This is a genomic window from Ferrimonas sp. SCSIO 43195 (genome assembly GCF_023716685.1).
Classification (GTDB): Bacteria; Pseudomonadota; Gammaproteobacteria; order Enterobacterales; family Shewanellaceae; genus Ferrimonas; species Ferrimonas kyonanensis.
Genome location: NZ_CP072679.1, coordinates 1,361,704 through 1,383,736 on the forward strand (window position 1 = coordinate 1,361,704; position 22,033 = coordinate 1,383,736).

Here is a 22,033-nt window from a genome sequence, read left to right on the forward strand (position 1 = left end):
TGCTATAGTGAAGTTATCGACTTGAGGGTGGGCGATGCTATGAAGCGTTTGATGGTGAAGGTCAGTGGCCGGGTTCAGGGAGTGTGGTACCGGGCGTCGGCCCAGGAAGCGGCGCTGCGTCTCGGGGTTACCGGCTACGTTCGTAACCTGGATGATGGCAGCGTTGAGATGCTGGCCCAGGGGGCTGACAGGGCGGTGGACGCCATGTTGGACTGGGCCCATCAGGGGCCACCTCAGGCAGAGGTGACCGATGTGCTGGTGTCCGATTATGACGGCACCGACCTGTACCTGGATTTCGAGGTTACCGAGTGACCAGGGGGGTGGCTGCGGTTGCCGGCTCCATCTCGCTGGGTTGAGTCATGCGTCGAATCTGAATAACCACCCCCATTTTGGGGTGATCGAAGTAGTGAATCTCACGGCTGCGAACCCGGCGGGTTTGGCGCAGTTCGATGGTGTTCAGAAACGGCTCAGTGGCCGCCGAAGTGGCGCCATCTTCGGCTGCAACGAGTGTCGATTGATCAGCCTCTGGGGTCGCGACTGTCATCGATTCCAGGCCAGGCACCGGCCGCTCTCCCTCTTCACGCAGCTGCAATGACGTATCGATAAACAAAAAATGGTTCAGATAGATGCGTAACCAACCATCGAGTTCCCACACCGGCTCGGCCTGAGCGGTGGGCGGCGTCATTGAGAAGTTGAAGTCAAATACCGACCCCAGGGGGGGGGTGAGTGGGCGCAGGCGACCGTCGGCGTAGAAACGGTCGCTGAAATTTCGGCCGTTGTAGAGCCGGTAGGCCTGGCTGTTGCCGCGGCTGAATACCGGCTGGCGCCAGGCGCTGTGCAGCAGAACCCGAGCCCCTTTGTGGCGCAGTTTCGCCAGGGCGTCGTTGAACTGCAGTGACTCTGCCGGCAGCAGGAAAGGTGCACCAGACAGGGGGGAGCCGGTTTCCAGAGCGGTAACGGTTGCGGGCAGTTGACTTGGAATCGTTGCCGGCTCGGTCGGTTGCGGCTGGCAGTTCTCTGGCTGGCTCAGCCAATCACTGCTGTCGCAGGGGTTCAGGGCCTCTTCCAGTGCGCTGAGATCCGGCATCATGGCCGGCCCCAGCAGATCCAGGGTATCGGCCGTTTTAACCGGTGTGGTTTCCTGAGACCAAGTTTCGGTGGTCGTCTGCGGGCGCTGGAATACCGCAATTTCGACCTCAAACCAGGTGGCTTCTTCGGCCTGTGGGGCCGAACACGCCAAAGTCAGCATCAGGCCGGCGGTGAGTGCTTTCAGGTTGATCATCGTTTGTCCAATAGCTTGAGCAACTGCTCCACTGCATCAAGGCGAGACGCCGCATCCTGCAGGTCGCCTTGAAAACGTAATTTGGTGGGCCCATCCATTCGATAGCGTCCCGGATCCGATTGTAGCAAACCTATCAGGGTTTCCGGAGTGACGATTGTGTCTTGATTGAATTCAATGCTGCCGCCTTTGGCGTGGGCATCGATGCGACGCAGCCCCAGGGCCATGGCCCATAATTTGAACCGGGTCAGTTTGAGCAGGTTCTCGGTGGCGGCAGGCAGGGTGCCAAAGCGATCCACCAGCTCAACCCGGGTCTCCATCAGTTCGTCGTCATTCTGACAGGAGGCGACACGCTTGTAGAGGGCCAGGCGAGTGTTGACGTGGGGAATGTACTCTTCCGGCAGCAGCGCGGGGATCTTCAGTTCCAGCTCGGTTTGCTCCGCCAGGATCTGATCCAATGACGGTTCTTTGCCTGCCTTGAGGGCGGCCACGGTTTGCTCCAGCATCTCCATGTACAGGCTGAAGCCGATCTTGGCGATGTGACCGCTCTGTTCGTCCCCCAGCAGTTCACCGGCACCCCGAATCTCCAGATCCTGAGTGGCCAGCATGAACCCGGCGCCCAGGTCCTCCAGTTGCTCAATGGCTTCAAGGCGCTTTTTGGCGTCCTTGGTCATCTTCTTACCGGCGGTCAGCAGGTAGGCGTAGGCCTGGTGGTGGGAGCGGCCGACCCGGCCTCGCAATTGGTGCAGCTGAGCCAGGCCGAATCGATCGGCCCGTTCGATGATGATGGTATTGGCGCTGGGGATGTCGATGCCGGTTTCGATGATGGTGGTGCACACCAGCACATTGAAACGCTGGTGATGAAAATCGCTCATCACCTTTTCCAGTTCCCGCTCGCGCATCTGGCCGTGGGCGATGGCAAAACGGGCTTCGGGAACCAGTTCGGCCAGCTCTTTGGCGCAATCGTCGATGGTTTCAACACTGTTGTGCAGGAAGTACACCTGACCACCACGCAGAATCTCCCGCATCAGGGCTTCGCGGATCAGATCCCCCTGCTTGGGACGGACAAAGGTCTTGACCGACAACCGTCGTGCCGGCGGGGTGGCGATGATGGAGAGATCGCGCATGCCGGACATGGCCATGTTCAGGGTTCGCGGAATTGGGGTGGCGGTCAGGGTCAGGATATCCACCTCGGCCCGCAGCGATTTGATCTGCTCTTTTTGACGGACGCCGAAACGGTGCTCTTCATCCACAATCAGCAAGCCGAGGTCGGTAAACTTGATGTCGGACTGCAGCAACTTGTGGGTGCCGATGACGATGTCGACCTTGCCCTCACTGAGCTGTTTCAACACTTGGCGCTGTTCGGCGGCGGTGTTGAAGCGGGACATCACCTCGGTGCGCACCGCCCAGTCGGCGAAGCGATCCCTGAAATTCTCGTAATGCTGCTGCGCCAGCAGGGTGGTTGGCACCAGCACCGCCACCTGTTTGCCCTCGTTGACCGCCACAAAAGCGGCGCGCATGGCCACTTCGGTCTTGCCGAAGCCCACGTCGCCACACACCAGTCGATCCATGGCATTGCTGGTGCGCATGTCGCGCACCACCGCGTCGATGGCGGCTTCCTGATCGGCGGTTTCCTCAAACGGGAATGAGGCGGAAAACTTCTGGTAGTCGGCCTGATCCAGCTTAAAGGCGAACCCGGGTTTGGCTTCGCGGCGGGCATACACATCCAGCAGTTCGGCGGCCACATCGCGCACCTTCTCGGCGGCTTTGCGCCGAGCCTTGTCCCAGGCCTCGCTCCCCAGACGGTTGAGTTGAACCTCGCTGTCTTCGCCGGCGCTGTAGCGACTGATCAGGTGCAGGGCGCTGACCGGCACGTACAGTTTGGCCTGGTCTTTGTATTCCAGCACCAGAAATTCGGTGCTCATGCCGCCGGCGTCCAGGGTTTGCAGCCCCTGGTAACTGCCGACCCCGTGCTTCAGGTGCACCACCGGCTGGCCGACCTTGAGTTCGGCCAGGTTGCGGATCAGGGTGTCGGAGCTGACGGTTTTGCGTTGGCGGCGCCGCTGGCGAACCCGACCGCCAAGCAGTTCCTCTTCGCAGATCAGCGCCAGCTTCTCTTTCTCCAGCACCACGCTCTGTTCCAGCGGGCTGACAATCAGTCCCACCGGAGCGCTTGCGGCGATGAAGTCATCCAGGTGGGCGAACGATTCGATGTTCAGTTTCAGTGGCCGCAGCAGTTCCAGCAGCGCTTCGCGACGACCGTCGGATTCGACACTGAACAGGGTGCGTTTGACCTCGCCCATGCGGGCGCTCAGCGCCTGGGTCGGCTGCTTGAGTTGGTGATTGACGGCGATGTCACCGATGGCGGCCACCGCGGCTTTGGGCTCGCGGGCAATCTCACTGACTGCCCGGCTCAGTTGAATGCGGCCATGGGGCTTGATGCGGGCAAACAGCTCTTCGGTTTGCAGGAACAGTTGCGGCGGCGCCAGCAGCGGTCGCAGGGGATCGACCCCATAGTTGTCATAGCGGCTGTGAGCGTCTTTGAGGAACTGCTCACAGGCCTGTTGAATGTCGCCGCTGGTGAGCAGTTGCACTTGCTCTGGCAGGTAATCAAACAGGGTGGCGGTGGACTCGAAAAACAGCGGCAGGTAGCTCTCCACCCCGGCGGGCATCAATCCTTTGCTGATCTGCTGATACACCGACTCGCTCTCATTGCTGATGCGGGTAAAGTGCTGTCCCCACTGACTGCGAAATCGCTCGATGGCTTTGGCGTGGGTGGGAAACTCCCGTGCCGGCAGCAGCCGCACCTGCTCTAAAGAGCCGCCGCTGCGCTGAGTGTCGACGTCGAAGGTGCGGATCGCCTCCAGTTCGTCGTCGAACAGATCCAGCCGCAGAGGCTGATCACTGCCCATGGGGAACAGGTCGATGATTGAGCCTCTTACCGCGAACTCACCGTGCTCGAATACTTGCTCCACGTGGTGGTAGCCAGCCTGTGTCAGGTTATGGCGCAGGGTGTCGATGTGGATGGTCTGCCCAGGCTCCAGCAACAGCACGTTGCTGCCGACGTAGTCCACCGGCGGCAGCCGCACCAGGGCGGTACTGATGGGGACGATCACCAGCCCCCGCGTCATGGTCGGCAGGCGGTACAGGGCTTCCAGCCGCTGTGAAACGATGTCCTGATGGGGCGAGAAGCTGTCGTAGGGCAGCACCTCCCGATCCGGAAACAGGGTCACCGGCAAGTGCGGGCACAGGTAGCGCAACTCCTGCTCCAGATGCAGGGCGCTGGGGGTGTCCTGCGTAATCAGTAAGCTGATGCCGGCGTGCTGGCCGGCGAGGCGGCTGATGGTCAGAGACTGGGCACTGCCGATCAGTCCGGTAAGGCGACGTTTGGTGCCTGCACCGGCGCTGGCCGGGGCAAGGGGAGAGAAACTACTCATAAATCAAGCTTACTGATTGGTTTGGGGCTAGTGTAGACAACCGCAGCCAAGGCTGCGACCGTGGGGGTTAAGAGGCGTCATTTTGGCGACGGGCCTGGGCCCGTGCGCGCAGTTGCCGCTGTTCGATCTGCAGGCTGGCGTGCACCAGTTGCTCCTGATCCGCATCCATGATGCTGGTGAAGTCCATGGTCCACAAGAACTGATCGTCGTCGGCCTGGCAGTCGGTGATTTCGGCGATGGCGTAGATGGCAACGCTCTGTTCCAACAGTAACACCCGGGTTTCGACAATGCTACCGACCTCGATGGCACTGGTGTGGCGAGCCACCAGGCCGCTGCCACCAAAGCGGACGCCATCACAGCGATAGTGGGCGTCGCTGCTCTGGGCCAGTTGCATCTGCAGCACCAGGTCAATCTTCTTGTTCTGCAGGCTCAGGTACTCCGCCAGTTCGGCCGCGTGCTGTGCCAGGCTGTTCATCAGGGGCAGACAGCGTTGTTCGACGTCGTTGACCTGCGCCATCAAGCGGAACGCTTTTGGCATCATGGCCAGCAAGGCCTCTTTGTCGGTCAATCGCTGGCTCGGCTCCAGGGGATCCGCAAGCAGCAGAAAGTCACAGGGGACGCTGAAAAAGCTTTGTTGCTCGTTAGTCATGACCGGCGCTTGTGTAATAGGGGTGAATAACTTTATTATCCGATAACTTATCTATTTGGCAAATGGTTAAATGTCACCGTCAGTATCCCTATTTATCGGTCTTCGCTACTGGCGCTCCCGTAAAGACACCCAGTTCGTCTCTTTTATTACCTTTTTTTCCGTCGCCGGCATCGCCCTGGGGGTGGCCGCGCTGATTGTGGTCAGCGCAGTGATGAACGGGTTGGAGGGGCGACTGAAGACCCGTTTACTGGGGGCGGTACCTCAGGTGGTGGTCAGTGCCGACGCGCCGCTTAATAAACCGACGCTGCTGGCCAATCAGTTGGCCCAGGAGCCCCATGTGATTGGGGCGGTGCCGCTGATCAGTACCGAAGCGATGATTCAATCGGGCCCGGAGTTGGCAGGAGCCCAGGTGCTGGGGGTCGATCCGCTGCTGGAGGCGCCGCTGTCGGCGGTCAGTCGCCATTTTCGCACTGGCAGTTGGGACACCCTGCAGGGCGGCGAATATCAAATTTTTCTCGGCAGCCAGCTGGCCAATCGCCTCGGGGTGATGGTGGGCGACAAAGTTCGGGTGCTGTCGGCCACCGGGGCGGTGTATACCCCGGTGGGGCGCCTGCCCAGTCAACGGAATTTCACCGTTTCCGGCGTGTTTGAGCTGGGGGCGGAGGTGGATGCCAGCCTGGCTTACATTCACATCGATGACGCCTCCAAGCTGACTCGAATGGGCAAACACAAGGTGCAGTCCATTCGCCTGTACCTGGACGATGCCTTTGCGGCGCCATTGGTGGCGGCGGATCTGGCCGCTAAGCTCGATGGGAGCTACCGGGTCGACGACTGGCGCAGCCAGTACGGGCAGCTGTTCGGCGCAGTGAAGATGGAGAAGAACATGATGGCGATGCTACTGGCGCTGATCATCGCCATCGCCGCATTCAACGTGGTGTCGGCGCTGGTGATGATGGTGACCGATAAAACCTCGGACATCGCCATCCTTAAAACCATGGGACTGGGACCGATGGCGGTGATGGGGGTGTTTTCGGTGCAGGGAATGACCAGTACGGTGCTGGGGGTGACCATCGGTACCCTGGCGGGACTGTTGCTGGCCTTTAACCTGCAACCATTGATGGCGGCCTTGGGCATTTGGTTATTGCCTCCGGGTCAGCCGCTGCCGGTGATTTTGAACTACGGCCAAATTGGCCTGATTGTGGCCGGGGCACTGTTACTCAGTTACCTGGCAACCCTGTACCCCGCATGGCGGGCTTCCCTGATTAAACCCGCAGAGGCATTGAGATATGAGTGAGCCATTGCTGCGCTGCACGCAGCTGGGAAAAGTCTACCGCGAAGGCAAACTCGACACTCGGGTGCTGTCAAATCTGGACCTGCAGGTGGCGGCGGGCGAGTTGCTGGCGATCATCGGCAGCTCAGGCTCTGGAAAAAGCACCTTGCTGCACATCATCGGTACTCTGGACACCCCCACCGAAGGGGAGGTGGTGTTTCAGGGTCAGAATCTGTTTGCCCTGAGTGACGGCGCTCGCACTCAGTTGCGCAATCAGCAGCTGGGTTTTGTGTATCAGTTCCACCATTTGCTGCCGGAGTTCAGTGCTCTGGAAAACGTGATCATGCCATTATTGATTGCCGGTCAATCGAAAGCCGTGGCGCGCCAACGCGGTGAAGCCTTGCTGGAGAAGGTGGGACTCAGTCACCGACTCGGACACAAGCCGTCGGAGTTGTCTGGCGGTGAGCGCCAGCGGGTGGCCATTGCCCGGGCCCTGGTTAACCGGCCGGCGCTGGTGTTGGCGGATGAACCCACCGGCAACCTGGACGAGACCACCGCCGAAGAGGTGTACGAGCTGATTCGGCAGTTGGCACGGGAGGAGGGCACGGCGTTTGTGGTGGTGACCCATGATACCGCCCTGGCCGCCAGGCTGGATCGGCAGGTGGCGATGCACGGTGGCCGTCTGCAGCAGGTTCAGGGCTCATGAACCGCATCAGCTTGGTGTGGGGCTTGGGATGGCGTTTTCTGCGTACCCGTCACAGCAACCGTTTTATCTCCTTCATTTCGGTGTCGTCCATTGTCGGGGTGGCACTGGGCGTGACGGTACTGATCCTGGTGCTGTCGGCCATGAACGGCTTTGAGCGCGAGCTGAAGGAGCGGTTGTTGGCGGTGGTGCCCCATGCGGAGATGATCGCGGTCGAGGACCCGATCATGGACTGGCACACCATGGCCGCCGAGGCGGCAACCCACCCCGAAGTAGTGGCGAGTGCGCCCTTTACCCTGGTCGAGGGTTTGCTGCAAAAGGGCGACAAACTCAAAGGGGTGTCGGTACGCGGAGTGGTGCCAGAGTGGGAGCAACAGGTTTCAGAAGCCGACCACTACATGAGTCCCGAAGCCTGGCAGTCGCTGTCGGCTCCAGGCAAGCCGTTGGTGCTGGGCAAGGCGCTGGCGCAGCAGCTTAAGCTGGAGGTGGGGCAACGCGTGACCTTGATGGTGCCCAGGCCCCAGTCTCAGGGGCGCCGGCCGCCGCAGCGGGTGGTGTTTACCGTGACCGGTTTGTTCGACCTGGGAGGAGAGATTGACCGTACCATGGCCTTCACCAGCCTGGCGGTGGCGTCGGAGATTCGTGGATTTGGCGATGGCGTCGGTGGGCTGCGACTGAAGCTCGACGACCTGTTTGCGGCACCGGCGGTGATTCGTGCCGTGGGCTATGAGCAAAGCCACTACCTGTACCTGAACGATTGGACCCGCACTCAGGGACACCTGTATTCCGACATTCAGCTGATTCGAACCCTGATGTACCTGGTGTTGGTGCTGATGGTGGCGGTGGCCAGCTTTAACATTATCTGCTCCTTGGTGATGGCGGTGCAGGACAAGCAGGCGGAGATCGCCATCCTGCGAACCATGGGGCTGAGTCGCAAAGCGGTGATGGGGGCTTTCGTGATTCAGGGGGCACTGACCGGGCTGACCGGCTGTATTATCGGTGCGGCTTTGGGGAGCGCGCTGGCGTGGCGCCTGTCTGATCTGATTGCTGCTCTGGAGCAGGCTCTGGGCGTTAAACTGCTGTCCGGAGACGTCTACTTTATCGACTTTCTGCCATCGCAATTGATGCTGTCTGACGTGGTGTCGGTCACCTGTGTGGCCTTCGTGGTCACGGTGCTGGCGTCGCTGTACCCGGCCTGGAAGGCGGCCAAACAGGAGCCGGCTCAGGCGCTGGGTTAACGGTGACAGCTCGACAAAAAAAGGCCGCGATTGCGGCCTTTTTTTATTTTCGGAATCGGATTAGCGTTTGCCGTTGCCGTTGCCGTTGCCGTTGCCGTTGCCGTTGCCGTTGCCGTTGCCGTTGCGTTTCTTCTGGCGTTTCTTCCAGCTGAACAGAATGGAGTAACGCCACAGGCTGTTGATCACCAGATAGGTGAACAGCGAACTGCCGATGCCGAGAATCAGGCAGCCGAGCAGGAAGGGTTCGCCGATCTGTCCCAGGCTGGTTTCCAGCCACTCCCAGCTAAGCTCGAATTGAAAATGGCCCGCTTCCATGCCAAGCATCGAGGCACCAACCAGGTAGGCCAGGTAGAACATAAATGGCATGGTCACCGGGTTGGTGAACCAGACCGTGGCAACCGCCAACGGCAGGTTGACCCCAAGCAGAATGGCGGCGGCCGCCGCCAGAATCATCTGAAACGGCACCGGAACCCAGGCAACAAACATCCCCGCCGCCAGCGCGCCGGCAGCGGAGCGGCGGTTCAGGTGCCACAGCCCCGGTCGATCGATGACATCACCAAACATTCTCAGGTGTTTATGATGTCTCAGTTTCTCTGGGTTCGGCATCAGCCGTTTAATCGTTTTTTTTGGCATAGCGGTCCACAATCGCCTAAACAGTGTCAGGTGAACAGTTTTCTAATCGGTTGGGTAGCGGCCATCAGTTCCGGGCTGATATGGCCAGAGTTGCTACCTGCTCTGGAACGGATAATCCTCATCGTCGCAGCGTTGGTGCTGGTGCGACGCCAGCCGCTGTGGGCCGGAGTCCTGATGGGGGTCTGCTGGTTTAGCTGGCAAGCCAGTGCGTTGATTGACCCGAAACAACCCTTGCAAACGGGCCGGCATCAGGTGGAGGCCACCCTGTTGTCTTTGCCAACCCGCGCCGCACTATACCAGCGAACTTTATGGCAGGTCGAGCAGATTGATGGCGCCCCTTTGCAGATACAGCATCCGAATCGTGTTTCTCTGACCCATCAGGGACCGGCTCCCTGGCTACTGGGTGAACGTTACCGACTGGATGTTACATTACGACCGCCCTCAGGCACATTAAACCAGTTTAGCTGGAATAGTCGTCGCCATTACCTTTCCCGAAGAATTGTGGCCACCGGCCGGATTCAAGGTTTTGAACCGCTTGAGGGGAGCGTTCATTGGCGCCAGCACCTGGCGGATAAGTTGCACCAGGCCACCGCATCCTTGCCCCGAGGGGACCTGATTCGGGCCCTGGCCATGGCCGATCGCACTGGTTTGAGTGATCAGCGCTGGCGGCAGTTGCGCCAATCCGGACTGACTCATCTGGTGGCCATCTCAGGGCTGCACCTGACCCTGGTAGCGGCGCTGGTGGTGTCGGGGCTGGCCTGGGCCAGTCGACGGTTGTTGCCCAGTCCTTCGGGCAGGGGCCGCGGTGTCATTCTGATGCTGGCGGCAACGGTGGTGATCGGTTACGCCCTGCTGGCGGGACTGGGGTTGGCCACTCAGCGCGCCCTGATAATGACTCTGGCCGGCATGGCCTTGCTGGCAACCGGCCGCCAGGCGCGACCATGGGAGATTTTGCTGCGGGCGATGGCGCTGCTGCTGTTGTTCGATCCGCTGGCGGTGCTGGCGCCGGGCTATTGGCTTTCCTGTGCCGCGGTGGCCAGCATTCTATTGCTGCTGTGGTTAAAACCGCTGGGAATACGCAGCAAGGTCGCCACCCTGGTGTGGATTCAGTGTGGTCTGACGTTGATGCTGGGGGTAGTGCAACTGGGCTGGTTCGGCAGCGTCACGGTCCATGCCTTGTGGGCCAACCTGTTGATGGTGCCCTGGGTGTCGTTGCTGGCTCTGCCGCTGACACTGGCGGCGGCGTTGTGGTTGTGGCTGGGCGGCCCCGCGGGCGATGAGGTGCTGTGGTTGGCCGACGCGGCGCTGTGGCCGCTGGATAACATCGCCACCCTGGCGGCGTCGTTGCCGGGGGCGGCATTGGGCTGGAGCCTGTCTCCGGTCGCGGCGGCGTTGGCGTTGTCGGCGTCACTGCTGCTGTGGCGAAGGCCGCTACCATACAGTGGCACCTGGGCGCTGCTGCTGTTGTTGCCGCTGTTGCTGTCGGCCCTTCCGACCAGGGACGCCCCCTGGCGGGTGCATGTGTTGGATGTGCGTCAGGGACTGAGTGTGGTGGTGGAGCGTAACCGGCGGGCGCTGGTGTTTGATACCGGCGCCGCTTATCCCTCCGGGTTCAGTTACGCCGAGCGGGTGTTGCAGCCGTTTTTGCTTGGCCACAGCATCGTTGCGGTGGATCATCTGGTGCTCAGTCACGGTGATAATGATCATGCTGGTGGTCGTCGGGTCATTCAGGCTTACTGGCCCGAGGTGGCAGTGATCGAGGGGGCGGGGTGTTTGTCGGCCCCCGAGCGGTGGCAGGGACTGAGCCTGAGCTGGCATCGACAGTCCATGGCCGGCAACAACGGTTCCTGTGTGCTGGTGATCGACGATGGCCGCCATCGGGTGATGCTGCCTGGCGATATCGAGCACGAAGCGGAGCGCCGAATGACGGTGGCTCCGGTGGATCTGTTGGTGTCGCCCCACCACGGCAGTCGCAGCTCCAGCAGTCCAGCGTGGTTGGCGCAGGTGCGGCCGCGATGGGTGGTGCACCCATCAGGATGGCGCAATCGCTGGGCGTTTCCCCATCCCGAGGTGGTCGCGCGCTACCACAACCTTGGGGCGCAGCAGTGGGTAACCGGTGACCACGGTCAGGTGAGCGCTCACTTCGGGGCCGACGGGGCAACCATGATGAGTTTTCGGGAGCAACTGGCCCCCTATTGGTACAATCACCGCCCTTGGTAAATGGCCGATAAATAAGCGGTTGACGAGTTAATATTGGTATCCCACAGGGGAGTCGGTAGAATGTCTGATTCAGTTTGTGAATGGTTAAAGATATGAGCGCCAAACCCCAACGCGCAGAGAAAGGCCAAACCTGGGCCACGTTTAAACGCTTGTGGCCCTATGTGCTGCCATACCGCACCGCCTTTATCATCTCCATCGTCGGCATGTTGATCTACGGTGGGGTCGATGCCGGCATGATCTGGTTGGTGCAACCGCTGATCGACAGTGGCCTCAACGAGGGACGCAGCGAGGTGCTGCGAATGGCACCGCTGATTGTGGTGGGCATGTTCCTGATTCGCGGCAGTGCCAACTTTGTGTCGACTTACTGTCTGGCCTGGGTCAGCCAGAAGGTGGTGCAGAACATGCGCCAGATGGTGTTCAATAAATACCTGAGTTTGCCAGTGAGTTATTTCGATACTCAGAGCACCGGTGATCTCATCAGCCGCATTACCTTTGATACCGAGCAGGTCGCCCGAGCCTCCAGCAGTGCCCTGGTCAGCATGGTGCGAGACGGTGCCACCGTCATCGGCTTGCTGTTTATCATGTTCTATCAGAGCTGGCAGTTGTCGCTGATCTTCTTCATGGTAGGCCCGATTGTGGCTTGGGTGATTACCATTGTTAGCCGCCGTTTCCGTAAGGTCTCCAAGGCGATTCAGCTGGCTATGGGCGGGGTAACGACGGCATCGGAACAGATGATCAAAGGCCACAAAAACGTGATTGCCTTTGGTGGTCAAGAGGTCGAAGCCGAGCGTTTTGCCCGCATCAACAACCTCAACCGGCGTCAGAACATGAAGTTGTCTGCCGCCCAGGCCATCAGCCAGCCCATCATTCAGATTATTGGCTCCGGTGCCATCGGTGTGGTGTTGTTTGTGGCCAGTTTTGATTCGGTGTTGCAGACCCTGACTCCGGGCACCTTCGTCACCATCATTGGCTCCATGATGGGGCTGATGCAGCCGATGAAGCACCTGACCAAGGTCAATGCCGACTTCCAGCGAGGCATTACCGCCGCCCACACCGTGTTTGCGGTACTGGACAAGCCCGATGCCGCCGACAGCGGTACTCATCAGGTGGAGCGGGTACAGGGACAGCTGACACTGAACAATGTGACGTTCAGTTATCCCAACACCAACAAAGAGGAGCCGGCCCTGCGCAATGTGTCGTTGCAGGTGGGGGCCGGTCAGACCCTGGCGCTGGTGGGGCGCTCCGGCTCTGGTAAGAGCACCATTTCCAACCTGCTGCCACGCTTCTATGATGTGACCGAGGGCGAGGTGCTGCTCGATGGCGTCAATGTGAATGAGTATTCCCTGAGTAACTTGCGTAGCCAGATTGCCATGGTGTCGCAGCAGGTGACCCTGTTTAACGACTCCATCGCCAACAACATTGCATACGCCTGCGACAACTGCAGCCGTGAGCAGATTGAAGCCGCCGCCGAAGCGGCGTATCTGATGGAGTTCGTTCGGGATCTGCCCGAGGGACTGGATACCATGGTCGGTGAAAACGGCATCCTGCTGTCCGGGGGCCAGCGTCAACGCATCGCCATTGCCCGGGCCATTTTGCGCGATGCACCGGTGCTGATCCTGGATGAGGCCACCTCGGCGCTGGATACCGAGTCTGAGCGCGCCATTCAGGCGGCACTGGATAACCTGCAGCGGGGTCGGACTTCGCTGGTGATCGCCCATCGCCTGTCGACCATCGAAAACGCCGATGTGATCATGGTGGTGGATAAGGGCGAAGTGATCGAACGCGGCAGCCACGCCGAACTGCTGGCTAAAGGCGGCGTCTACAGTCAATTGCATCAGATGCAGTTTGGTGACAATGAGTAACTGGCTCGAGCGCGCCTGGCAGCAGGGCAGCCTGCTGCTGTGGGTCCTGGCGCCCTTTACCCTGCTGTTCATCGTGATCAGCGGCTTGCGGCGCTGGGCTTACTCGATGGGGCTGCTGAAATCCGTCACATTGCCAGTACCGGTGATTGTGGTGGGCAACCTCAGTGTTGGTGGTAATGGCAAGACACCGGTGGTGCTGTACCTGATTGAGCTACTGCAGGCGCAGGGCAAGCGGGTCGGGGTTATCTCCCGAGGCTATGGCGGTGAAGCGGACAACTGGCCACAGTGGGTCGCCAGTGACACACCCGCGGCGCTGGTGGGAGACGAGCCCAGGTTGATCGTTCAGCGAACGGGAGTGCCCATGGCCGTAGGGCCAGATCGCATCGCCGCTGCCCAGATGCTGCTGGAGCGTGCCGAGGTCGACGTGATTCTGTCTGACGACGGCCTGCAGCACTACCGTCTGGGCCGCAAGGTTGAGCTGGTGGTGGTGGACGGCGAACGCCGCTTTGGCAATGGTTATCGACTGCCTATGGGCCCGTTGCGGGAGCCAGTCAGCCGGTTAGCCAGCGTGGATCTGGTGATCTGCAACGGCGGCACCGCCAAGCCCGGTGAGTATTCGATGCAGTTGCAGCCGCTGCCGCTGAGGGCGGTGGACGGCAGTGATCGCGCGTTCGATGCGGATCGGGACATCGTTGCCATGGCCGGCATCGGCCATCCGCCACGCTTCTTTACCTCGCTGGAAAACCAGGGACTGATGCCGGTACGCTGCGTGCCTTTTGACGATCACCACCCCTATACCGCCCCCGAGCTGAGGCAATTGACCCCGGCGGCTGAAACCCTATTAATGACTGAAAAAGATGCGGTTAAATGCCGCGCTTTTGCGCAGCCCAACTGGTTTTACTTGCCGGTTGCTGCTAGCTTGTCGAAAGATTTTGACGGCGCGTTGCTGTCACGACTGAAGGAATAACAACATGGCGTTTGATACAAAATTGCTGGAAATCATTGCCTGCCCGGTCTGCAAAGGCAAACTGGAGTTTAACGCAGCCGAGCAAACCCTCACCTGTAAGGGCGATCGCTTGGTCTACCCCATCGACGACGGCATTCCGGTGTTGCTGGAAAACCGCGCCACCGAGATGAAAGGCGAATAACCCATGTCCTTTGTGGTGGTGATTCCGGCGCGTTATGCATCCAGCCGTCTTCCTGGTAAGCCGCTGGCCGACATCGCCGGCAAGCCGATGATTCAATGGGTGTGCGAAAAAGCTCAGCAATCCGGTGCCGAGCGGGTGGTGGTGGCTACCGATGACATTCGGGTGCAGCAGGCGGTGACCGCCTTCGGTGGCGAGGTGATCATGACCTCCGCCGATCACAACTCCGGTACCGAACGGCTGGCGGAGGTAGTGACGCTGCTGAAACTGGACGACGATCAGGTCGTGGTCAACGTTCAGGGCGATGAGCCGCTGATCCCGGCGGCAAACATTCGTCAGGTGGCGGATAACCTGGTGGCCAGTGGTACCCCGATGTCCACCTTGGGGGTGGCCATTGACGACTGCGATGAGATGTTCAATCCCAATGCGGTCAAGGTGGTGTGCGCCGAGGATGGCAAAGCGCTGTATTTCTCCCGCGCCGCCATCCCTCACGATCGTGATGCCTTTGCCCAGGGGCCGGCAGTCAGCCCGGGCGCATTGCGGCATGTGGGGATCTACGGTTATCGAGCCGGCTTTATTCGTCGCTATGTGAACTGGGCACCAAGCCCGCTGGAGGCGATTGAGTCGCTGGAGCAGCTGCGGGTGTTGTATTACGGTGAGTCAATTCACGTGGCCCGGGCGGTGGAAACGCCGCCGGCGGGGGTGGATACACCGGAAGATCTGGCTCGGGTTCAGGCCATTCTGAGCCGCTGAGTCATCATTTCGGCCACAATTGTTGTTGGGCGATGCTGGCCTGGGCGGTCAATTTGGCCCCCAGGCTTTTGCCGTGCAACAGGTGCTCGGTGCCGTAGGCGTAAGTGGCGCATAATACCGCTGCCAACAGCATTCCGCGCCAGGTTTTGGTGGCAAACAGCAGACTGAAACTGACCGCCGCGAAGGCGCCCCCCACCACCCATCCCCATTGGCCCTCGACCTGTCGCAGTGACAACTCGATCAGGGTTAACGCCACCGCCACCGCAATGATGCCGATGAACATGCCTGGTGTGGGCGATCGGATCAGAATGGCGGCCAGGTACACCGGTACCATCGCCACCATCAAAATGCCAACGATCAACAGCAGCAGTTCAATCATGGATGCGCGCTTTGTCCTCGTACAGCGTGGTTACCCAACGTTCGGTGGTGATGAAGCGCCAGCTCCAGGTGTGGAGGGATTCGGGAAAGGCTGCCTGCCACTGCTGCAAAGACGCGTCCATCGGTTGCTTTCTAGCCCATCTTATTGAGTCTAGCAGCATTTTTTGAAAGTTCTGTAAATCCGCCTTGGTCGCCAGGCCGCCATGGCCGGGAATGACCCGGGTGTCGTCGTCCATCCAGCTCAGTGCGGTGGTGACGTTATTCAGGTAGCCCTCGACGCTGCCGCCGCCTTTCAGATCCACATAGGGAAAGGTGTCTTTAAAGAACAGGTCCCCCATGTGTACCACGTTGGCCTGATCAAAGCGCACCAGGCTGTCGCCATCGGTGTGGCCGGAGGGCAGGTGCACCACTCGCAGGCGTTCGCCATTGAAATGGATGGTGATGCCGTCGCCATAGGTGACTACCGGCAGGTGGGCGTCTGTCAGTTGGCTGTCCTGAGCCAGTCTCAGCCGCACGTTGTGGTGGGCGAAGATGGTGGCCTGGTCGGCAAACTCGGCGTTGCCGCCGGTGTGATCGCCATGATAATGAGTATTCAACAGGTACTTGACCGGCCTGGGGTTGATGGCTTTCAGGGCCGCGGCGATGCGATCCGCCAAGGGAGCAAACTGGTCGTCGATGATCAACACGCCATCCTCGCCGGCGCTGACACCGATGTTGCCACCACTGCCGGTGAGCATGTACACCCCCTGGGCCAGTTCGAGCGCCTGAATTTCGACATCTTTAAACCGATCGTCGCCGCTGGCGGGCAGGGCACAGATCAGGGCGAACAGCAGCAGCTTGCGCATAGTGACTCATCCAGATTGAGGGGGGGGATTGTTGAAAATAGCATCGTTTTTCAGTGCTGGGTAGGCTCGGGCTAGGGTTCACTGCTGTTGTTGGCTGACTGCACGCCGCAATGATCCATTCGGGCAAGGGCAGGCGCCGCTTTATCGTTGGTACTCAATGATTGTGGCTATCGGGGAGTTGATTCTGTGAACCTTCGCAGCATTCGATGTGAGTTGGCCCTCAATCCGTCTCGGTGAACAAAAGTCAATATGTAAATGCCGGGTTATTTGTATATTTTTGCCTCCTATTATCGCCTCAAGGCCGCAAGGCCATTTATAAAAAAGGTGATAATGATGATGAGAGAAACGCAAAAATGGCTACTGTGCGCCGCGGTGGCATCGGTGCTGACCGGCTGTGGTGGCAGCGACGATGATGCTCCTGAGCCACCGAAACCGCCGGTGGTGGATCCCGATCGTCCCGCCGAACGGGTATTTGGCCCCCGGCCCACCCACACCATGGCCGGCAAAAATTTCAATCTGTATTGGAATGAGGGCAGCGGTTTTTACTTCTACCCGGGAGGGATGGTAATAACGCCGCCGGCGACTCGGCCCATCGTGATTAGCGGTGACGAGGTGTTGCAGTGGTTGGATCAGCACCATGGCGGTGAGTCGATCAAAAACGAGTACGTGAAGATGTTCAAACCGGGCAACTTCACCGAGTTGGATGCCCTGGTTTATGCCGCCGAGAACCGCAAGCAGGAGATCTGCGACCGCTGGGGCAAGCCGGCGGACTGTGAGGTCAACCTGGAGTACCAGTGGGACCCGCAGCGGCGCAGTTTCGACATCACCGTTAATGGTGAAGGTAACTGGATGGCCGCCCAAGACTACGATGGCGGTGATGAAACCGCAGCCAACAACTGGGGGCTGGAACACATCGGTTATTTCAGGCCGGATGAGACCCTGGTGAAGCACAAAATGAACATTGGTTTTGCCCCCTATCCCCAGGACGAGGTGGACTTCTATCACCAGGCGCAGCAGGAGGAGATCAGCCGCCTGAACGACAACGACGGCAAGGTGATCGTCTCTGAAATTCAGGTGCAGACCCGCATGCGTCTGAATAGTGACATGGAGTTTGAAACCCGCTATATCAAGGAGTACAACCGCGCCAACCCTTACGAGTCGGAGTTCACCGAAGAGCGCTCCGAAGCGCAACTGGATGATAATGGCGAGCCGATGTATCACACCGGTTTTGTGATGGAAGGGATGTTCATCAGTTGCGGTATCGAAGGCTTCATCTGCTGGGACTACAAACCGGATTACGTGATTCGTGACGTGGAAGTGACGCCGCATAATCTGCGCCCGGATTACTACTACGATGGTGTGGTGACCATGGCGGATGTGGCCCTGTCCCTCAACGACGTCCCCGGTCATTCCGGCAGCCTGATCCTGTGGCCGTCTCTGGATACCAATACCACGGTGGAGACCTACGCCATTAATGACATCGATGGCCTCTACTCCAGTGGCTTCTATGGCTGGAACTACAACTGGAGCCATAAGATGCTGTTTGAAAGCGAGGGGGCGCCCTATCAGAAATTGAATCAGACGCCGTTTGACTATTCGCCGCACATTGTCGGTGACATGGCGGTGCTGGCCAATCCGGACGTGATGGTCTTCCAGTACGGCGACTTCTATCGCTCCTACTACGAGGTGCAGGAGTTTGTGCAGGGGGATGAGCGTGATCCCTATCGCCTGACCCGAGGCAGTGTTCTTGAGCCTGCGGCGCCATTGTCCGAGTCGCATTTCGGCTGGAAGGTGGCAAACTGCGGCATGTGTCATACTGCCAAGGACATGGACTACGGCAAACACCCGACGTTGGCGGACGATAGGTTGATTGAACCGGCTAAGTGTGCCGAGTGTCATGGCAATAACGGTGCGCCCAAGGGCCACGATCAGAAAGCCGGCTGTTACCGTTGTCACTTTGACATGGTTGGCCATGGCGATGCCATCGAGGCGAATTTCACGGCTCACCCCTTCGAAAAGTTGGGTAAAGGTCAGAGTGCCACCTTCCCCGATCCTTACTCTTGCGTCAGTTGTCATAACAACGAGCAGGATGTGCTGGTAGGCGGAAAATAGCCCTAAAAAAATCGACTGCCTCGAGGTCGCTCGGGGCAGTCGCAGCTCGAGTCAAGGGGGCATTATGAAGCGAGGCAGATTAAGGGTGGAGGAGGAGCAGGCGTTCGTGACTGCTCTGGCTGATTTCGGCATCAGTTCCTTCTACTACACCCTGTTTTATCTTCCCGAAAGTGAAGATGAGTTGGATATGGAGTTTGCCAACAAAGTGGATTTCAAAACCTACTCGCCAGCCAGGATGCTGAGAAAGAGTTATGTATTAGGCGGGGATCAGGCAACACTGCCCTACATCGAGCAGTACCTCAAACGTTATGCGGAACAGGATAAATGCTATCACTACGAGGCGTCTGAGGAGTTTGAGTTTTATCAGCCTCGCTGCGGCGAGCGCAAAAATCAGGCGCTGTTAAAGCTGATGGCCAGCCACCATGTGAATGCCGAGATGGGAACCGGTGTGCTGGACAGGGTCAGGCGGGGCTTTTTTGGTTTCTTTTTTCTGACCTCGGCCCAGCAGTCGGAACCGTTTGAGCGGTCTGCCCTGCACAGGAAAAGTGAGATTCGTTCCGAGCTGGAGCGGTTTCATCACCAGATGTGTGGGCGCTACTTCAAGGAGCTCAACCCCTGGTTTGATTCGGGGCTGATTCCGGAGCAGGCGCTGGAGATACTTAAACTGCTGTCTCAGGGGTACATCACCAAAGAGATTGCCGAGCTGAAAAACCTCTCCAGCCGTGGAGTGGATTATCACCTGGACAATCTGAAATCCTGCCTCAATGCCAGAAACCGAATCCATCTGACGGCCAAGGCCTATGAGCTGGGCATCCTTCCTTAACCACTCAGCCCGGCAACTGCCGGGCTGTTTTTTTGTCGTAGACTTAGTAGCTGTAGGTCAGATCGACGAAGTAGTAACCGCCATTGAAGCCATAGGGCGTATTGGTGACCGGATACTGGAAAATGCCGTTGAAGTTGTTGTCGTCGGGCCGTTTCTCCGGGTAGGTGTCAAACAGGTTCTGGGCGCCGGCAGTAATGCTGATGGCGTCGGTGGCCTGATAGCGAACGCTGAGATCCGTGGTCCAGCTGGCATCGTATTTGACCTCACTTTGGGAGTAACCCACGGTGTAGGTGCCAAAATAGTTAAACCTCAGGTGGCTGGTGAAATCGCCGTAGCGGTGGCTAAAGCCCAGATTGCCTTTATGATGCAGGTTGGCATCGGTACGCCGAATCTCCTCGCGACGATCGAACAGTGCCGCTTCCTGGGCGTCGAGGATGGCCGGTAGATTCACCCGTTCGATGTCGGTGCTGTTGTAGGCGTAAGCCAGGTTGGCCTCCAGGTCGCCCCAGCGGCCCAGATCGATGTCCTGAGATGCCACCACATCAATACCCCGGGTGCGGGTGTCGAGGCCATTGAGGAAGAAGCGGCCGGACTCGGCATTGGTGCCCTCGAACAGGGCGGCGATGGCGGGCGAGGCGTCCTTATCCAGCGAGCCGGACAGGATGATGCGATCATCGACATCAATCTGATAGGCGTCGACGGTGACGGTGAGGCCAAAGTCGGTCAGGTACACCAGTCCCAGGCTGTAGGAGTGGGAGATCTCCGGCTCCAGTTCATCGATGCCCAGAGCCTGGGTGATGGGGGACAGGGTATTAAAGGTGCCCGACTCCCTGGGAACAAACTCGCCGGTGTTCGGATCCGGGTCGAAAAAAGTGGAGATGCTGGTGTAGTACAGTTGCTGCACACTGGGGGCGCGGAATCCGGTATTGGTGGTGGCCCGCAGGGCCAGGTTGTCGGTGATGTCGTAGCGCCCGGCCAGTTTCCAGCTGGTGTTGGTGCCAAAGTCGGAGTAATCCTCGAAACGCACCGCCGCGGCCCAGTACCATTGTTCGCTGTACTGATTTTCCAGTTCCAGGTACAGCCCCAGGTTGTGGCGATCCTCGTCCACTTCCGATTGCGGCGTAAAACCACTAAAGCCCTGGCTGCCGCCGGATTTATTCTGGTAGTCGCCCTTGAGGTAGGACGCCTCGTCGCCAGCTTCTATCTGGTAACCACTGTTGCGCCAGCTCAGGCCCAGGGCCACCACCAGCTCGGAGTCGTTGTAAAACTCGTAGTAGCGAGAGGCGTCCAGGTTCAGGTTCAGCTCTTCGGTGGACAGGGTGCCGGCATCAAACTCGGTGGGGCTGCTCGGTCCCAGTGAGGCGTTGAGGCTGTTGACCACCCGGTATTCAAAGCTGTTGCTGCCGTAGCCGGCGGAGGCGTCCAGTTGCCACTGACCAAGGGCAAACTCATAGCCCAGCACCAGCGAGTAATCGATGATTTCCGGGTTAATCTGAGGCAGGAAGCCGTCCGGATAGATCTCGGGCAGATTGCGGCCATCCAGGGCGCGGCGGTAAAAGGCGCCGGATTTGGATTCGCGCTGGCTGATGCCGCCAAAGGCATACAGGTTGTCCTCGCCATCGAGGGAGTAGCCGGCATTGGCGAACAGGCCGTAGTTGTCGTAGTCGCTGTTGCCGATGTGGTGGCTGTTGCGATCAAAGCTCGCCTCGCGGGGATCCGGGCTGCCATCGGCCAGGGTTGGGTATTGTTGACGGGGATCGGCACCGGCCCGGTTGGTGGCGTTCTTCTGTTGGGCCTCCAGTGACAGGTTGAGGAAGCCGTCGTCGCCGAGGCTCAGGCCATGGTTAAGGCCAATTCGAACCTGCTCGCCATCCCCCTCGTAGGTCTGACCTATCTGGGTGGCGATGCTGCCGCCCTGATCCGCATCGTTCAGCACCACATTGATGACCCCGGCTATGGCGTCGGAGCCGTATTGGGCGGCGGCGCCATCGCGAAGAATCTCAATCCGCTTGATGGCAGCCATGGGGATGGCATTCAGATCGACGTTGGAGGAGCCCTTGCCGACGGTGCCGCTGGTGTGCACCAGCGCCGAGCCGTGGCGACGCTTGCCGTTTACCAGCACCAGGGTGTGGTCCGGTGACATGCCGCGCAGATTGGCCGGGCGCACGGCGTCGGTGCCGTCGGTAACCGACGAGAACGGAAAGGCATAGCTGGGCGCGGCGAACTGCAGTGCCTGAGCGGTTTCGGTCATGCCGGTGGCCTGCAGTTGCTCACCGCTGATGATGTCGATGGGGGCCGCACTGTCGGTGGCGGTGCGCAGGGCGATGCGGGAGCCGATCACCTCGATGGTTTCGACCTTGTCCTGTGAGGCCAGGGTCTGAGGGGCTGTAATGCTCGCTGCGACAGCCAACGCAACAAGGTTTGAGCGCATAAGGAAATGCCTTTTTATAACTATTGGTAATATTGATTGGCGGCAAGGGTAACATTTCCATTTTTATGGAATTAGAATCAAACGCGATAAATCAGCGCGGACTGTTCTAACGACAGCTGTAATTTTTTATAGCTTAAACAAGTGCTTAATATTGGTTTTTAGGCATTGTTAATGCCGTGGTGAAAAAAAGGAGAGGCACAGGCCTCTCCAAACTGGCCAGGGGAACAACTGGCCATCGGGATACAACAACACGGC

18 protein-coding genes are annotated in these 22,033 nt (G+C 59.3%); 11 read left to right on the forward strand and 7 right to left on the reverse strand.

What is annotated here, in order from left to right; genetic code table 11:
• Positions 1-39: 39 nt before the first annotated feature.
• The gene (locus J8Z22_RS06610) at positions 40-312 is read left to right on the forward strand and encodes an acylphosphatase (protein WP_028113736.1); all 273 of its coding nucleotides are present in this window, start codon (positions 40-42) and stop codon (positions 310-312) included.
• Here J8Z22_RS06610 and J8Z22_RS06615 read toward each other — a convergent pair.
• The 3 genes from J8Z22_RS06615 to J8Z22_RS06625 form a co-directional block, all read right to left on the reverse strand.
• The gene (locus J8Z22_RS06615) at positions 302-1,282 is read right to left on the reverse strand and encodes a peptidoglycan binding protein CsiV (protein WP_252009588.1); all 981 of its coding nucleotides are present in this window, start codon (positions 1,280-1,282) and stop codon (positions 302-304) included. The two genes, J8Z22_RS06610 and J8Z22_RS06615, sit on opposite strands and share 11 nt — an antisense overlap.
• Complete coding sequence (mfd, locus tag J8Z22_RS06620) at positions 1,279-4,716, reverse strand: transcription-repair coupling factor (RefSeq protein WP_252009590.1); 3,438 nt, start codon at positions 4,714-4,716, stop codon at positions 1,279-1,281. The genes J8Z22_RS06615 and mfd overlap by 4 nt, the downstream gene beginning before the upstream one ends.
• Before the next feature lie 67 nt (positions 4,717-4,783).
• Positions 4,784-5,365: a hypothetical protein gene (locus J8Z22_RS06625; protein ID WP_028113734.1), complete on the reverse strand. Its 582-nt coding sequence runs from the start codon at positions 5,363-5,365 to the stop codon at positions 4,784-4,786.
• Between the two features lie 70 nt (positions 5,366-5,435).
• Between J8Z22_RS06625 and J8Z22_RS06630 the strand changes: the two genes are divergently transcribed.
• The 3 genes from J8Z22_RS06630 to lolE are packed head-to-tail and all read left to right on the forward strand — an operon-like array spanning position 5,436 to position 8,576.
• A complete protein-coding gene (locus tag J8Z22_RS06630) occupies positions 5,436-6,659 on the forward strand; it encodes a lipoprotein-releasing ABC transporter permease subunit (protein WP_252009593.1) in 1,224 nt (407 codons plus the stop codon).
• On the forward strand, positions 6,652-7,341 hold the full coding sequence (gene lolD / locus J8Z22_RS06635) for a lipoprotein-releasing ABC transporter ATP-binding protein LolD (protein WP_252009595.1): 690 nt from the start codon (positions 6,652-6,654) through the stop codon (positions 7,339-7,341). The genes J8Z22_RS06630 and lolD overlap by 8 nt, the downstream gene beginning before the upstream one ends.
• Positions 7,338-8,576 (forward strand): lipoprotein-releasing ABC transporter permease subunit LolE, encoded by a 1,239-nt coding sequence (lolE, locus tag J8Z22_RS06640; protein ID WP_252009598.1) that lies wholly within the window; start codon positions 7,338-7,340, stop codon positions 8,574-8,576. Before lolD ends, lolE begins: the two co-directional genes overlap by 4 nt.
• Before the next feature lie 60 nt (positions 8,577-8,636).
• Here lolE and J8Z22_RS06645 read toward each other — a convergent pair whose 3' ends face one another.
• Complete coding sequence (locus tag J8Z22_RS06645; RefSeq protein ID WP_252009600.1) at positions 8,637-9,209, reverse strand: DUF2062 domain-containing protein; 573 nt, start codon at positions 9,207-9,209, stop codon at positions 8,637-8,639.
• Between the two features lie 30 nt (positions 9,210-9,239).
• Between J8Z22_RS06645 and J8Z22_RS06650 the strand changes: the two genes are divergently transcribed.
• The 5 genes from J8Z22_RS06650 (at position 9,240) to kdsB (ending at position 15,189) form a co-directional block, all read left to right on the forward strand.
• Positions 9,240-11,429 carry a DNA internalization-related competence protein ComEC/Rec2 gene (locus J8Z22_RS06650; RefSeq protein WP_252009602.1) on the forward strand — a complete coding sequence of 730 codons (2,190 nt, stop codon included), beginning with the start codon at positions 9,240-9,242 and terminating at the stop codon, positions 11,427-11,429.
• A gap of 92 nt (positions 11,430-11,521) precedes the next feature.
• Positions 11,522-13,291, forward strand: coding sequence for a lipid A ABC transporter ATP-binding protein/permease MsbA (gene msbA / locus J8Z22_RS06655; protein ID WP_028113729.1), 1,770 nt, complete (start codon positions 11,522-11,524; stop codon positions 13,289-13,291).
• Positions 13,284-14,258: a tetraacyldisaccharide 4'-kinase gene (lpxK, locus tag J8Z22_RS06660; RefSeq protein ID WP_252009604.1), complete on the forward strand. Its 975-nt coding sequence runs from the start codon at positions 13,284-13,286 to the stop codon at positions 14,256-14,258. The genes msbA and lpxK overlap by 8 nt, the downstream gene beginning before the upstream one ends.
• A gap of 4 nt (positions 14,259-14,262) precedes the next feature.
• Entirely contained in the window at positions 14,263-14,439 is a 177-nt protein-coding gene (locus tag J8Z22_RS06665) for a Trm112 family protein (protein WP_084144487.1), read from the forward strand.
• A gap of 3 nt (positions 14,440-14,442) precedes the next feature.
• A complete protein-coding gene (gene kdsB, locus J8Z22_RS06670) occupies positions 14,443-15,189 on the forward strand; it encodes a 3-deoxy-manno-octulosonate cytidylyltransferase (protein WP_252009606.1) in 747 nt (248 codons plus the stop codon).
• A 4-nt stretch (positions 15,190-15,193) separates the two neighbouring features.
• On the opposite strand, the gene J8Z22_RS06675 is transcribed toward kdsB, so the two are convergent.
• On the reverse strand, positions 15,194-15,568 hold the full coding sequence (locus J8Z22_RS06675) for a hypothetical protein (RefSeq protein ID WP_252009607.1): 375 nt from the start codon (positions 15,566-15,568) through the stop codon (positions 15,194-15,196).
• Positions 15,561-16,412 carry an MBL fold metallo-hydrolase gene (locus J8Z22_RS06680; RefSeq protein ID WP_252009610.1) on the reverse strand — a complete coding sequence of 284 codons (852 nt, stop codon included), beginning with the start codon at positions 16,410-16,412 and terminating at the stop codon, positions 15,561-15,563. Before J8Z22_RS06680 ends, J8Z22_RS06675 begins: the two co-directional genes overlap by 8 nt.
• A 333-nt stretch (positions 16,413-16,745) precedes the next feature.
• On the opposite strand from J8Z22_RS06680, the gene J8Z22_RS06685 reads away from it, so the two are divergent.
• Together J8Z22_RS06685 and J8Z22_RS06690 are read left to right on the forward strand one after the other, a co-directional pair.
• A complete protein-coding gene (locus J8Z22_RS06685; protein WP_252009611.1) occupies positions 16,746-18,524 on the forward strand; it encodes a cytochrome c3 family protein in 1,779 nt (592 codons plus the stop codon).
• Positions 18,525-18,588: 64 nt separating this feature from the next.
• A complete protein-coding gene (locus J8Z22_RS06690) occupies positions 18,589-19,347 on the forward strand; it encodes a response regulator transcription factor (RefSeq protein ID WP_252009613.1) in 759 nt (252 codons plus the stop codon).
• Between the two features lie 43 nt (positions 19,348-19,390).
• Here J8Z22_RS06690 and J8Z22_RS06695 read toward each other — a convergent pair whose 3' ends face one another.
• Complete coding sequence (locus tag J8Z22_RS06695) at positions 19,391-21,778, reverse strand: TonB-dependent siderophore receptor (RefSeq protein ID WP_252009616.1); 2,388 nt, start codon at positions 21,776-21,778, stop codon at positions 19,391-19,393.
• Positions 21,779-22,033 lie beyond the last annotated feature (255 nt).

What these genes read in the sequence shown, in the direction of transcription:
- J8Z22_RS06625 (WP_028113734.1), bottom strand. Translation starts at nt 5,365, where the DNA reads ATGACTAACGAGCAACAAAGCTTTTTCAGCGTCCCCTGTGACTTTCTG.
- msbA (WP_028113729.1), top strand. Translation starts at nt 11,522, where the DNA reads ATGAGCGCCAAACCCCAACGCGCAGAGAAAGGCCAAACCTGGGCCACG.
- J8Z22_RS06630 (WP_252009593.1), top strand. Translation starts at nt 5,436, where the DNA reads ATGTCACCGTCAGTATCCCTATTTATCGGTCTTCGCTACTGGCGCTCC.
- lolD (WP_252009595.1), top strand. Translation starts at nt 6,652, where the DNA reads ATGAGTGAGCCATTGCTGCGCTGCACGCAGCTGGGAAAAGTCTACCGC.
- J8Z22_RS06645 (WP_252009600.1), bottom strand. Translation starts at nt 9,209, where the DNA reads ATGCCAAAAAAAACGATTAAACGGCTGATGCCGAACCCAGAGAAACTG.
- kdsB (WP_252009606.1), top strand. Translation starts at nt 14,443, where the DNA reads ATGTCCTTTGTGGTGGTGATTCCGGCGCGTTATGCATCCAGCCGTCTT.
- lolE (WP_252009598.1), top strand. Translation starts at nt 7,338, where the DNA reads ATGAACCGCATCAGCTTGGTGTGGGGCTTGGGATGGCGTTTTCTGCGT.
- J8Z22_RS06685 (WP_252009611.1), top strand. Translation starts at nt 16,746, where the DNA reads ATGATGAGAGAAACGCAAAAATGGCTACTGTGCGCCGCGGTGGCATCG.
- J8Z22_RS06690 (WP_252009613.1), top strand. Translation starts at nt 18,589, where the DNA reads ATGAAGCGAGGCAGATTAAGGGTGGAGGAGGAGCAGGCGTTCGTGACT.
- J8Z22_RS06665 (WP_084144487.1), top strand. Translation starts at nt 14,263, where the DNA reads ATGGCGTTTGATACAAAATTGCTGGAAATCATTGCCTGCCCGGTCTGC.
- J8Z22_RS06680 (WP_252009610.1), bottom strand. Translation starts at nt 16,412, where the DNA reads ATGCGCAAGCTGCTGCTGTTCGCCCTGATCTGTGCCCTGCCCGCCAGC.
- lpxK (WP_252009604.1), top strand. Translation starts at nt 13,284, where the DNA reads ATGAGTAACTGGCTCGAGCGCGCCTGGCAGCAGGGCAGCCTGCTGCTG.
- J8Z22_RS06695 (WP_252009616.1), bottom strand. Translation starts at nt 21,778, where the DNA reads ATGCGCTCAAACCTTGTTGCGTTGGCTGTCGCAGCGAGCATTACAGCC.
- J8Z22_RS06615 (WP_252009588.1), bottom strand. Translation starts at nt 1,282, where the DNA reads ATGATCAACCTGAAAGCACTCACCGCCGGCCTGATGCTGACTTTGGCG.
- J8Z22_RS06610 (WP_028113736.1), top strand. Translation starts at nt 40, where the DNA reads ATGAAGCGTTTGATGGTGAAGGTCAGTGGCCGGGTTCAGGGAGTGTGG.
- J8Z22_RS06675 (WP_252009607.1), bottom strand. Translation starts at nt 15,568, where the DNA reads ATGATTGAACTGCTGCTGTTGATCGTTGGCATTTTGATGGTGGCGATG.
- mfd (WP_252009590.1), bottom strand. Translation starts at nt 4,716, where the DNA reads ATGAGTAGTTTCTCTCCCCTTGCCCCGGCCAGCGCCGGTGCAGGCACC.